The 12,276-nt window shown below is 66.6% G+C and carries 10 protein-coding genes; 5 read left to right on the top strand and 5 right to left on the bottom strand.

Annotated features, from left to right (window positions below; translation table 11 throughout):
- Nucleotides 1–8: 8 nt before the first annotated feature.
- Together ACP15H_RS21140 and ACP15H_RS21135 are read right to left on the bottom strand one after the other, a co-directional pair.
- The gene (locus ACP15H_RS21140) at nt 9–719 is read right to left on the bottom strand and encodes a hypothetical protein (protein WP_425068111.1); all 711 of its coding nucleotides are present in this window, start codon (nt 717–719) and stop codon (nt 9–11) included.
- A 6-nt stretch (nt 720–725) separates the two neighbouring features.
- The gene (locus tag ACP15H_RS21135; protein ID WP_425068110.1) at nt 726–1,451 is read right to left on the bottom strand and encodes an ABC transporter substrate-binding protein; all 726 of its coding nucleotides are present in this window, start codon (nt 1,449–1,451) and stop codon (nt 726–728) included.
- Nucleotides 1,452–1,606: 155 nt separating this feature from the next.
- Here ACP15H_RS21135 and ACP15H_RS21130 point away from each other — a divergent pair, with 155 nt between their 5' ends.
- The 3 genes from ACP15H_RS21130 to ACP15H_RS21120 are packed head-to-tail and all read left to right on the top strand — an operon-like array spanning nt 1,607 to nt 4,727.
- Complete coding sequence (locus tag ACP15H_RS21130; RefSeq protein ID WP_425068109.1) at nt 1,607–3,142, top strand: carboxylesterase/lipase family protein; 1,536 nt, start codon at nt 1,607–1,609, stop codon at nt 3,140–3,142.
- Nucleotides 3,139–4,245, top strand: a complete 1,107-nt coding sequence (locus ACP15H_RS21125; RefSeq protein ID WP_425068108.1) for an enolase C-terminal domain-like protein — start codon at nt 3,139–3,141, stop codon at nt 4,243–4,245. Before ACP15H_RS21130 ends, ACP15H_RS21125 begins: the two co-directional genes overlap by 4 nt.
- Complete coding sequence (locus ACP15H_RS21120; protein ID WP_425069943.1) at nt 4,242–4,727, top strand: YaiI/YqxD family protein; 486 nt, start codon at nt 4,242–4,244, stop codon at nt 4,725–4,727. The genes ACP15H_RS21125 and ACP15H_RS21120 overlap by 4 nt, the downstream gene beginning before the upstream one ends.
- Before the next feature lie 14 nt (nt 4,728–4,741).
- Here the strand turns inward: ACP15H_RS21120 and ACP15H_RS21115 are convergent, their stop codons facing one another.
- Entirely contained in the window at nt 4,742–6,250 is a 1,509-nt protein-coding gene (locus tag ACP15H_RS21115; RefSeq protein WP_425068107.1) for an ABC transporter substrate-binding protein, read from the bottom strand.
- Between the two features lie 391 nt (nt 6,251–6,641).
- Here ACP15H_RS21115 and ACP15H_RS21110 point away from each other — a divergent pair, with 391 nt between their 5' ends.
- Nucleotides 6,642–9,971 carry an AsmA family protein gene (locus ACP15H_RS21110; protein WP_425068106.1) on the top strand — a complete coding sequence of 1,110 codons (3,330 nt, stop codon included), beginning with the start codon at nt 6,642–6,644 and terminating at the stop codon, nt 9,969–9,971.
- A gap of 16 nt (nt 9,972–9,987) precedes the next feature.
- On the opposite strand, the gene ACP15H_RS21105 is transcribed toward ACP15H_RS21110, so the two are convergent.
- Entirely contained in the window at nt 9,988–10,659 is a 672-nt protein-coding gene (locus ACP15H_RS21105; RefSeq protein WP_425068105.1) for a DsbA family oxidoreductase, read from the bottom strand.
- Nucleotides 10,660–10,731: 72 nt separating this feature from the next.
- Here ACP15H_RS21105 and ACP15H_RS21100 point away from each other — a divergent pair, with 72 nt between their 5' ends.
- Nucleotides 10,732–11,427, top strand: coding sequence for an SDR family NAD(P)-dependent oxidoreductase (locus ACP15H_RS21100; protein ID WP_425068104.1), 696 nt, complete (start codon nt 10,732–10,734; stop codon nt 11,425–11,427).
- A 13-nt stretch (nt 11,428–11,440) separates the two neighbouring features.
- On the opposite strand, the gene ACP15H_RS21095 is transcribed toward ACP15H_RS21100, so the two are convergent.
- Nucleotides 11,441–12,256 carry a MipA/OmpV family protein gene (locus ACP15H_RS21095; protein WP_425068103.1) on the bottom strand — a complete coding sequence of 272 codons (816 nt, stop codon included), beginning with the start codon at nt 12,254–12,256 and terminating at the stop codon, nt 11,441–11,443.
- Between the last annotated feature and the right edge of the window lie 20 nt (nt 12,257–12,276).

The following is a 12,276-nucleotide window of genomic DNA, read 5'->3' as shown; positions in this document are numbered from 1 at the left end:
GCCAGCGGTCATCTCTCGACGAACAGCATCGCTTCGCGGCGGCTGGCTTGTTCGTTGGCCATCATGACGAGCCCGTAGGTGACGACCACCGTGAACACGATCGTGGCGTAGAGCGTGTAGGGATGCGTCGCCGCCGCCGCCCCGGGCGGCAGGACATTGAGAACTTCGAGCCCCAACACGCCGGCGCGCACGATTCGGGCGATGCCGAGGCCTACGAAGGCGAGGGTGGCCGGCAGGCGGCTCTGCAGACCGTCCGTGCGGCGGCCCTGCCAGATCTCCCGGGCGCAGGCCATGCCGATCAGGCCGAGGAACAGGGAGAAGGGAATCGATGCCGCCTGCAGGCCCGCGCCGAGGGCGCGCAGTGCCACGAAGAAGGCGAGGAAGACGAGGCTGACGGCCAGGGACACCATGAGCGGCCGGAGCAGGTGGGGGTGACTCCGGTTGGCGTATCGCAGGCTGAGCCACATCACGGCAAAGCCTGCGACGATCACCATGTCGGCGACCACGGCGAGCGCGATATCGGCATCGGAGGTGCGGAAGCGCAGGAGCAGGGCGCCCAGGCTGGTCAGCAGCAGAGCGGCCGCCCAGGCGCGCAGCGCCGTTGCCTCGCGATGGAGGTACCAGGTCAGGAACGCCGCGCCCGCGCTGCAGACGGTGACGATGCCGCCGATCAGGTAGAGCGTCCTGACGTTCAGTTCCAGGAGGGCCGGCACTGCCATGAACGATCAGGCCGGCGGAGCGACGGACAGGCCCTTGACCTTGTGGCGGTCGATGAAGCCCTGGACCACGCCGGACTTCTTGGCCTTCTCGACGAACTCCGCGAGGAAGGCGGCGCCCTCGACATTGGCCTTGGCCGTCCCCACCGCCTGCTGCACCGCGGTGAACTTGCCGTCGAGGATCTTCAGCCACGGGGCCTTCTCGACATCCTTGAGCAGGCCGGGGCGAAGGCCCGCGAGGACCTCGAGCTTGTCGGACATGAACTTCTCATAGGCGGCGTCGAGGCCGTTCACCTGGACGAGCGTCGCATTCCTGATGTTGTTCACCAGCCAGAGATCGTAGGCGGAGCGGGCGGAGACGGCGATGCGCACGCCCTTCCTGTCGACATCGGCGATGGTTTTGATCGGCGAGCCCTCGGGCACCATGTAGGTCGCCTCGATCTCGACATAGGCGGCGGTGAACTGGATCTTCTCGGCGCGCTGCGGCTCGGCGCCGATCAGGCCGATGTCCCAGACGTCCTTGCCGACCTGGTCGCCCAGCTCGCCGGGCGACTTGAAGGGGACGTACTTCACGGGCACGCCGAGCGCGGCCGCAATCGCGCCCGCCATGTCGGGTGCGACGCCGGTCGGATCGTTGGTCTCGCTGCGGCCGGTGACCAGCAGGAAGTTGGAGAGATTGATGCCGGCGCGCAGGACACCGGTGGGGGCGAGTTGGGCTCGGACTTTGTCGTTCATGGCGTCAGTCTATGGGCAACCGGCATCGGATGGTAGGTCGATGAACGGGTCCCGGCGGTTCATGATCGACGTGCGGCTCGTGGTGCGTCCCGGCAGGTTATTGTTACGGTGCGGTCACAGCGCCGGCCCGCCCATTTCGCGCTAGAGTGTCGCTCATGAGCAGTGAAATCGTCGTCGAGACCATCGCCGGAAAGATCCGCGGCATCCGCGATCGCGGTGTCGAGATCTTCAAGGGAATTCCGTATGCCGAGCCGCCACTCGGCGACCTGCGTTTTCGACCTCCCCGCAAGCCGAAGCCCTGGGCCGGAGTTCGCGACGCCCTCGACTACGGCAACATGGCGGTGCAGAGCCAGAACGTCTTCGCTCTGCCCGAGGACCTGCTGCGCCTCTTCACGCTCGCCGGCCAGCAGACGCTCGACGAGGACTGCCTCTATCTCAACGTCTGGACGTCGGGTCGTGAGGGATCGGCGCGACCGGTCCTGTTCTGGTGCCATGGTGGCGCCTTCATCACCGGCTCCGGGTCTTCGCCGTGGTCCGACGGCGCCAATCTCTGCCGCCTCGACGATGTCGTGGTGGTCTCGTTCAACCATCGGCTGGGCGCGCTGGGCTACCTCCATCTCGAGGACATGACGAGCGGCTTCACGGATTCCGGCCTGGCGGGCATGCTCGACATCGTGGCGGCGCTGGAATGGGTGCGCGATAACATCGCCCGCTTCGGCGGCGATCCGCACAACGTGACCATCTTCGGCGAATCGGGGGGCGGCGCGAAGGTGAGCGTGCTGATGGCCATGGCGCCGGCCAAAGGCCTGTTCCACAAGGCGATCATCCAGAGCGGCCCGGCCGTGCAGATGGCCAATCGCGAGGACGGCACCAAGACGGCGCGCCAGATGCTGGAGCATCTCGGCCTCGATACCGCAAGCGCCGCCGAATTGCGTCGCCTGCCCGTGGCGAAGATACTGGAGGCGCAGGTCAAGGTGCTGGCGGGCGTCAGTCGCGCGGCCTTCGCCGACCGGCGACGCCTCGGCTTCAATCCGGTGATCGACGGCACGTTGTTTCCCGGCGGCCCGTTCGCGCCGGGCGCGCCGCTCGCGTCCCTCGACGTGCCGTTGATGATCGGCAGCAACAAGGACGAGATGACCCTTTTCCTTGGTCACATGCCGTGGGTCTCCGGCGCCACCTTCGAGAACCTGCCCGAATCGCTGACGCCCTATCTCGGCGAGCGGGCGGCGGAGATCGTCGAGGTCTACCGCCGGGCGCAGCCGAAACGGAGGCCCGACGAGATCGCCATCGCCATCGTCTCCGACCAGGGCGTTCGCGCGCCGTCGCTGCTGATGGCGGATCGCAAGCTGGCGCAGGGCGGTGCGCCGGTCTTCGTCTACCTCTTCGCCTGGGAGACTCCGGTGCTGGGCGGCAGGCTGCGCTCCTGCCACACGCTCGAGATTCCCTTCGTCTTCTCCAATCTCGAAACCGCCGAATTGACCGGTGACGATCCCGCGCGTCTGCCGCTCGGCGAGACGATGAGCCGGTCGTGGATCGCATTTGCGCGAAACGGTGATCCCGGCCACGCCGGCCTGCCGGTGTGGCCCGCCTATGCGACCGACATGCGCGGCACCATGATTTTCGACACGGTTTGCCACCTCGACATCGACCCGCAGGGCACGGAGCGCCGGGTCTGGGAGACACGGAAATGAAAATCGTCGACGTCACGCTGACGCTGTTTGCCTGGGACGACATCCCGCCCACGACCTACGGCGCCCATACCGGCCGCTTCTCGGGCAAGAGTGCGCTCGGACTTTTGCGCATCGTCACCGATCAAGGCCTCGAGGGTCATGCCTTCCTGGGCTCGGCGATGAATCCCGCGACGACCGACGGGCAGGGGCTGATCTCGCACCTCAAGCCGGTGCTGCTCGGCAAGGATCCTTTCCGGCGCGAGCACATCAACCAGGAAATCTGGAAGCGCCAGCGCTCGGCCGGCGTGCGTGCCATCGGGGCAGTCGACGTGGCGCTATGGGACCTGGTGGGCAAGGCGATGGGCCAGCCGATTCACCGCCTGCTCGGGACCTATCGAGAGTCCGTGCCGGCCTATGCGAGTTCCGCCGTGCTGGCCTCGCCCGAGGAATACGCCGAGGAGGCGATGCGGTTCAGGGAATATGGCTGGGCCGCCTACAAGATCCATCCGCCGACGCGGTGGAAGGAGGACATCAAGGTCTGTGAGGCGGTGCGCCGCGCCGTCGGCGACTATACGATCATGCTCGACTCGACCTGGAGCTACGACTACCCGGCCGCCATTCGCGTCGGCCGCGCGGTGGAGGAGATGGGCTTCTACTGGTACGAGGATCCGTTGGCCGACCAGGACATCTACAACTACACCAAGCTGAAGCAGCAGCTTTCCATACCGATCATGGCCACGGAATATCCGCAGACCGGCCTCGACTCCTATCAGCCGTGGATCATGGAGAAGGCCACCGATTATCTGCGCGGCGACGTTGCGGTGAAGGGCGGCATCACCACGCTGGTGAAGACCGCGCATCTCGCCGAGGCCTTCAGGATGAATTACGAGGTCCACCACGGCGGCAATTCGCTGAACAACGTGGCGAACCTCCATGTCATCGCCGCGATCCGCAACACCGAGTTCTTCGAGGTGCTGCTGCCCGACGGCGCACAGAAATACGGGCTGGAGCGCGACATCACCGTCGGACGCGACGGTCTGGTGCATGTGCCGAACGAGCCGGGCCTCGGGGCGGCCATCGATTTCGCCCTGATCGAACGCAAGAAAATCGCGGTCCTGAGCTGAGCTCGAGGGACGCGGCCGAGGAGGCTCGAATCGACATCTACATCGACGCCGATGCCTGCCCGGTGAAGGCCGAGGTCTATCGCGTGGCGGAGCGTTACGGGCTCAAGGTCTTCGTCGTGGCCAACGCCTACATCAACGTGCCGCGCGACGCGCGCATCGAGCGCGTGGTCGTGAGCGACAGCTTCGACGCGGCCGACGACTGGATCGCCGAACGGGCCGGGCCGGACGATATCGTCATCACCTCCGATATCCCGCTCGCCGATCGCAGCCTGAAGAAGGGCGCCTCGGTCATCGGCTCCAACGGCGTGCCTTTCACCGCGTCCTCGATCGGCATGGCGATGGCTAGTCGCGAACTGATGTCCAATCTCCGGGCGATGGGCGAGATCACCGGCGGGCCGAAGCCGATGGCGCCGCGCGACCGCTCACGCTTCCTGTCGGCGCTCGACGAGGCGGTTCAGAAGGTCCGGCGCCGCCGGTCCTAGCGCTCGCCGGATCGTCAGCGGCGCTCCATCCAGACGTCTTCGAAGCGGAAGCCGTTGGCCGCGCCGATGGTCTGTGGCGCGAACCCATTCACGTAGGGCTGCCAGCAGGTCGCGGCACGCCTCCACGCCAGGGGCAACCGCACACCGTCGGCCAGAAGCCTGGCGTCGATGTCCCATGCAAGCTGGCGGCGTTTTTCGACGTCGAGCTCCGCGGATTGGACCTCGAAAAGTCGTTCCACTTCCGGATTGCAATAGCGGCTGTAGTTGCGCTCCGAGCCGCAGGAGAAGGATTCGTAGAAGACCTGGTCGGGATCGTCGATGCCATTGCCGGTCGTCTCGATCGCCAGCGCGTAGTCGCTGCGCTGCAGGCGGGTGTACCAGTGTGTGGTCTCGACGATTTCGATCGCCGGTTCGAAGTAGATCTCCCGAAGTTGCCTGGAGAGCACCGTCACCGGGTTTCGATAGGGCGAGACGGCGCGGGATAGTATCCTCATCTCCAGCGGCTTGTCCGGCCCGAAGCCGGCCGATCGCATCAACGCGCGCGCTTCCTCGCGGTTCTTCCCGAGATCGGTCCCGTAGCCGGGAACCTTGGCCAGCATCTCGGCCGGCATGCCCCATCGTCCGTCGGGAGGGGGATACAGATGTCCGCCGACCAAGCCGCTGCCGCTGTCCAGCGAGCCAACGAATTCCCGACGATCCAGTGCCAGCGTGAGCGCCCGGCGGATGTCGGCATTATCGAAGGGCGCGGCATCGCGGTTCAACAGCAGGTTGGTGTTGATGTTCATCGTGGTCGCCTCGCACACCACGCGCGATGACTGGCGCTTGACGTCGCGCAATTGCGTCATCGAGACCTCACCCGGAAAGGTCATGTCGTAGCGGCCGGCAACGAAGCTCAGCAGCGCCGCCGAGCGGCTGGCGACCACCGAGAACTCGATGCCGTCGAGATAGGGGCGGCCGGCCTTCCAGTAGGCGGGATTGCGCTTCAGCCGGATGCGATCGAACTTGTCGAAGGAGTCGAGTACGAACGGCCCGGTGCCGACCGGCTTCACCCGCATCTGCGTCAGCGGGACGTGGCAGGGATAGATTGGCGTCAGGCCCGATGCCAGCATGGCCAACAGCGACGGTTGCGGACGCTTGAGGTGGATCGTCACGTCATAATCGGTCTTCGATTGGACAGACTTGACGTTGCCGAACCAGGCGCCGCGCGGGTTACTCAGCAGGCGATTGCGGGCTCGATTGGTCAGCAGGTTGAAGGTGCACTCGACATCGCTCGACGTGAACGGCATCCCGTCGTGCCATTTCACGCCGCGGCGCAACGTGAAGGACAGCTGTGTCTTGTCCTCGTTCCACGACCAGGACTCGGCAAGGTCCGGAACGATGGACTGGTCGCTGCTCTGCGGCACCGCCGGATCGAACACGACGAGGTTGTTGAAGATCGGCATGAAGGCCACGACGGTCGCGGCGTTGCCTTCTTCCAGGATCGACGCGGTTGTCGGGGTTTCGCGCTGGAAGACGCGAAGCATACCCCCGCTGCGCTGGGCAAGCGCGGTGTCGCACCAGCATAAGAGCAAAGCCAGAGAGACGGACAGCAGCCTCGTACGCATTGCCCAAACCTTCACGCACGCCTGACCAGCGGTCACAGCTTCGTCACGAATCTGCCAGTTTTGCCAGGCGGACGAAAGTTGCATCCTTTACACTACGGCCGGCGGCTTCCTGCCGGAAGCGTACAGGGGTTGCGGCGATACAATGATTACAATTCTGCGCGAGGCGCGCCTCGATCCCGGTCGTCGATGAGAAGGTCCGGGCCGCGCACGAGCTTGGAATAGCCCCAACGCGGGCGCTCACATAGACTGTAGGTGCATCCTGCAACGCCCTGTGGCGTTCACGGGCCCGAGGCGTTCACGAGTATTGGCCATGCAGAAGCGAACCTGGATCCGGACCGGAGTGGCCGTCGTGGCGTTTTCCGCGCTGCTGGCGTTTGCCGGCCTGGTGGCGCCCGCGTTGCTGAACATCGACCAGTACAAGCCCGCCATGATCGCCGCCGTGAAAGAGGCGACCGGCCGCGAACTCGTCATCGAGGGGCCGCTGAAGCTCACCGTCCTGCCGACGCTGCGCATCAGCGCCCGACAGGTCCATTTCGCCAATGCCGTGGGCGGCAAGGGCGCCCAGATGGTGGACGTGCGCTGGGTCGGCATCACACCGTCCTTCTGGGCGTTGCTGCAGGGCCGGATCGAGGTCGGGCGGCTTACGCTCTTCAGGCCGACCCTGGTCCTCGAGACCGACGCCGAGGGCCGTCCCAACTGGGAGTTTCATCCCGGCGCCGGCGCCGCCCAGCCGGCCGGCGCGCCGAGCAGCGGCCTGCATCTGGCGATCGGCACCCTCAAGATCCGGGAAGGCACGCTCAGCTACACCAATCCGAAGACCGGCCAGACGCTGAAGGCGGAGAATCTGGAGGCCCTCGCATCCGTCGGATCCTTCCAGGGGCCGTTCGACTTCGACGCCACGGCGACCGTCAACGGTGTCCCGTTGTCGCTGATGGCCAAGGTCGGCACGCCGACCGACAAGGGCAGCGACATGTCCTTCAAGCTCAAGGTGCACAGCGGCACCTTGAGCTTCGACGGCCATGTCAGCCGAATCGCCGTCGACGCCGACGTGAAGGGCAAGGTCTCGCTCGCCACCGGCGGCCTGACCGATTTCATCGCCAGTCTGGTGCGCGCCGGCGGTCAGGAACCGCCTGCCTTCGATGCCTCGGTGATCGGTCCCTTCGCCTTCGACGGCGACATCGACCTCACCGCCGAGAAGCTGGCGCTCACCGACTTCAAGATGTCGATTGGCACGGAGAGCGTGTCGGGCAGCGTGACGCTGGTCACAGGCGCGAACCCGTCGCTCGAGAGCCGGCTGTCCCTGCCGAAGGTCGATGCCGAGAAATGGCTCGCCCTGCTGTCCAACCCCGAAGCCTTTCGGCCGAAGACGCCCGCCGCCGCCAAGCCGGCAGCCGCCGCTCCAGTGACGACGACCGCGCCCGCCGCCGCGGCGAAGCCGCCTGCGGCCGCCCCCGCCGCTCCTGCCAAGGCTGCCCCCGCGTCGCTGTCGCCGTTTCCGCCGGCCTTCACCGTGCTGGTATCGCTCGACGCCAAAGAGGTCGTCTATCGCAGGGGCACGGCGCGCGATGTCGCGCTGGCCGTCGAGATCCGCAAGGGCGTAATCGCCGTGCCGCGATTGAGCGCGACGTTGCCGGGCAACATGGTTCTAAAGGCCAACACCGCCGCCGCTCCGGCGGCCCCCGCCGCGCCGGCTGCCAAGCCAGCCACCACCCCGTCCGTCCAATCCGCCGGGACGTTCAGCCTGGTGGGCCCGCGGCTGCGTGAGACGCTGGCATGGCTGGAGATCGACACGTCGGGCGTGCCGGCCGCCAAGCTCCAGTCCCTGTCGATCGAAGGCAAGCTCGCCTCGACGGCGAACAGCCTGCAGATTTCCGACCTCCTGATGGATCTGGACGGCCAGCGCGCGACCGGCAGCGGCAGCATCACCTTCGGCCTGCCGCTCACGGTGGCGACCTCGGTCCAGCTCGACAGTTTCGACCTCGATGCCTACATGCCGACGCCTCGGGAGCCGTCCGTCATCGCGGAACCAGAGGCTGCGATGCCACCGGCTCCGGCCGTTGCCGCCCCTGCCGCGGCCCCTGGCGCGACCCTGCCGATTCTTGGGCTCAAGGCCAAGGTCGCCAAGCTCGTTTTCCGCGGCGGGACACTGAACGGCATCGACGCGGACCTCGCCGTGCAGGGCAATCTCCTCAAGGTGAACGGCCTCAAGGTCGCCGATCTCCTGGGCGCCAAGTTCGACCTCAAAGGACAGGTCGCGGATTTCGGCACCGCGCCGCGCTTCGACGTCACCTTCAACGCCGCGATGCCCGATACCGACAAGCTGCTGGTCTATGCCGGCATGCCCAAGTTCCTGAACGGCAAGCTCGGTGCGTCGACGGCGGGGGGCAGCGTCGCCGGCACCATGGAGGCGCTGACTCTGCGCGATGCCTCGGTCACCGCCGCCGGGGCGACCGCACGCGCCACTGGCTCACTCGTTCTGGGCGACAAGTTCGCGTTCGATTTCTCGAGCTTCGCGGTGCAGACGCAGGATGCGAGCGGGCTGGTGTCGGTGGCCACCGGGGGATCGCAGACGGGGCTGGGCGGGCTGGTCGCCGAGGGCGCGTTCAAGGGCAACGACCAGAAAGCGTCGTTCGACGGCAACCTGACGGCAATCGGCACGCAGATGTCGGGACGGATCGATGCCACCTTGGGGAAGAGGCCGAACTTCGTGGCCAATCTGCGCATTCCCGGCACGCTCGACCTCGACGACTGGCTGGGGACCTCCGATGGGCCGGCGCCGGCCGTGCCCACGCCGGCGATTCCCGCCGCGCCGGGCGGCGCGGGTGCCGAGGCTGTGCCGCTGCCGTCGAAGGCTCCGCGGGCGGCGACGGGCAAGCAGATCGATCTCTCGGGGCTGCGCGCCTTCGATGCCACGCTGAACCTCGAGACCAGCGCCATCGAGTTCGGAGCCCTCAAGGTGACCTATGCCGACATGGAGGCGACGCTGCGCAACGGTGTCGTCAAGGTGTCCAAGCTCACCGGCCAGTTCTACAGCGGCGCCGTCGACTTCGGGGGCACCATCGACGCTTCGAAGGATACGATGACGGTCGACGTCGCCGGCACGCTGCAGGGAATCTATGTCGGCGAAATGCTGCGCGGCGCGGCGGGCCACAATGTCTTCGGCAACGAGCATCTGATGGTGGCGGTCGACGGCAAGATCAACGTCATGAAGGTCGCGCTCCAGGGCCAAGGCAACTCGCCCGAGCAGATCCGCAATTCCCTCACCGGCCAGGGCCACCTGTCGGGCGTGATCTATCCCTCCGTCGCAGGTGGGTCGCTGGGTTTCGCCTCTTTCGCCACCGGCCTCGGCAGCATCTTCAGCACGGAAATGGGCTTCAACTCCGCGGTCATCTCGGGCTTCATCAACGCTCAGAGCACGATCGAGGGCGACATCACGCTCTCGAACGGCGAGATCAACCTGCAGAACCACGCCCTGAAGGGTCCGAATGCGACGGCGCGAATCAACAGTCGCACCAGCCTGACGGCGGCCACGACCGAAACCACCATCGCGCTCGACGCGGGCTCGAATGGGGCGACGGACTATGTGATGACGGTGAGCGGGCCGGTCTCCTCGCCGACCATGAGCGTCCGCGGCAAGTGACGATCAGGCGTCCGTCCTAAGCCGCCCGCTCCTTCAGGATTTCCCAGGCGCGGCGGAAGGTCTGGGCCATTTCCTCGGCCGGCACGGCGCCGGAGAAGAGTACATGGCCCTGCAGGGCGAAGCTCGGCACGCCCTGGATGCCGGCGTTGCGCGCCATCTGGTCGCCGGCCAGCACTTCGCGCCGGCCTTCGTCGCTCATGAGCATCGCAAGCACCTCGGCGCGATCGAGCCCGGCTTCGGCCGCCACGTCGGCCAGGATCTTCTGGTCGCCGATATCGGCGCCCTTGCAGAAATAGCTGTCGAACAGTTCCTCGACGACCGCATCCTGCACGCCGCGCTGGCCGGCGAAGCGGATCAGGCGATGGGCGTTCACCGTGTTGGGCGTGCGCACGATGCGGTCGAGATGGAACTCGAGTCCGACCGTCGCGGCGGTCTCGGTGATGCGCTGGTCCATCTGTTTGGACCGCTCGAGGCTGCCGAACTTGGCGATTCGGTAGCTCGTGCGTTCGGCGCCCTCGGCGGGCATCTCGGGATTGAGCTGGAACGGATGCCAGGCGACGGCGACCCGGCAATGCTGGGTGGCGAGAAGATCGAGGGCGCGTTCGAGCTGGCGCTTGCCGATGTAGCACCAGGGGCAGATCACGTCGGAGATGACGTCGATGCGGCCGGTCGGTTGGACCTGGTCCATGGCTTGTTTCCTTCCCTAATGTGCGAAAGCCTATACCTGCCGGAAATCGCCGGCAACGAGAGGACCCCGCCCATGCCGAAATACCGCTCCGCCCTGATCGTCGGGACCGGCCCCGGCCTCAGCGCCTCGCTGGCCCGCCTGTTCGCGAAGAACGGCCTGTCGGTGGCCCTGGCGGCCCGGCAGACCGACAAGCTCGCGGCACTTGCGAAAGAGACCGGGGCATCGGTTCATGCCTGCAACGCGGCCGATCCACAGGATGTTGCCGCGCTGTTCGAGACACTGGACGCGGCCGGCCGGACGCCCGATGTCGTCGTCTACAACGCCAGCAACCGGGTGCGCGGCGCGCTGGTCGACCTGGCGCCGGACGATGTGAAGCGGGCCATCGACATCAGCGCCTTCGGCGCGTTCCTGGTGTCGCAGCAGGCGGTGAAGCGCATGCTGCCCAAGGGCGAAGGCGCGGTTCTCCTGTCAGGGGCGACCGCGGGCGTGAAAGGATTCGCGCTGTCGGCGACCTTCGCCATGGGCAAGTTCGCGTTGCGTGGACTGGCCCAATCCATGGCGCGCGAACTCTCGCCCAAGGGCATCCACGTCGCCCATTTCGTGATCGACGGCGGAATCCGCAGCGCGGCGCGGCCTGTACCCGACGACCGGCCCGACAGCCTGCTCGATCCCGACGCCATCGCCGAGACCTACTGGCATGTGATGAACCAGCACCGCAGCGCCTGGAGCTGGGAGGTCGAGGTGCGGCCTTGGGTCGAGACGTTCTAGCGGAACCGGCGCGTTACCAGGAGAAGCGCCAGGTGAGGGCGGCACCCGTCACGAACTGGTTTCGCGATCCGCCGGGTCCGGTGACGATCGGGGAGTTGGCGACCGTGTCGGCCAGATAGTTGTAGCTGCCGAAGGCGACGAAGCTCAGCTGGTCGTGAATGCGCCACAGGGCGCTCGCGCCGACGCCGACGCTGCGAAGCCCGGCGCCGGGATAATATTGCGCGTAGCCGGAGTTGATCGACTGCAGCGCGGTGATGCCGAAATAGGCCTGGTTGAAGGTGCCGTCGGTCACCGAGAGCCGCGGACCGCCGGACAGGAACACGCTGTCGGTCAGCCGCAGCTTGCCGTCCACCAGCGCATCGAAGATCAGGCCGTTGCTGCCGCCGATGCCCCGCCGTAGCTCGATCTTGGCGGCGATGAAGGGCTGGTCGTACCGCAGGAAGGCGCCGCCCTCGACGGTGAACGGCACGTTGCCCGTGCCGTAGAGATAGCCGCCGTCACCCTGATTGCGCGGAAACCGGTAGCGCAGGATCGGGCCGGCCTTGAAGCCGGAGGCATCGAGCAGCGTCGCTCCGACGCCGTCGCGCGCCGAAATGAAGACCTTGTCGCGCTGGTAGCGCAGGTCGAGATTGGGAATCGGCAGGACGCGATAGTTCGCGCTGCCTTCGAACCAGGGGGCGAGCACCACGCCCGGTCCGATGTCGAACGTCCAGTCCTTCGGTGGCGGACCGGCGGGTTCGCTGCCGATGCTGGTGGGCTGGGCGGAGGCTGTTCCTGCCTGCACCGTGACGAAGGCGAGACAGGTCGCGAGGAGACGGGACAAACGCACAGGGCAACTCCGCTGTTGAC

This window comes from Reyranella sp. (genome assembly GCF_965249915.1).
Taxonomy (GTDB): domain Bacteria; phylum Pseudomonadota; class Alphaproteobacteria; order Reyranellales; family Reyranellaceae; genus Reyranella.
This window is presented reverse-complemented; position numbering and strand designations above follow the sequence as displayed.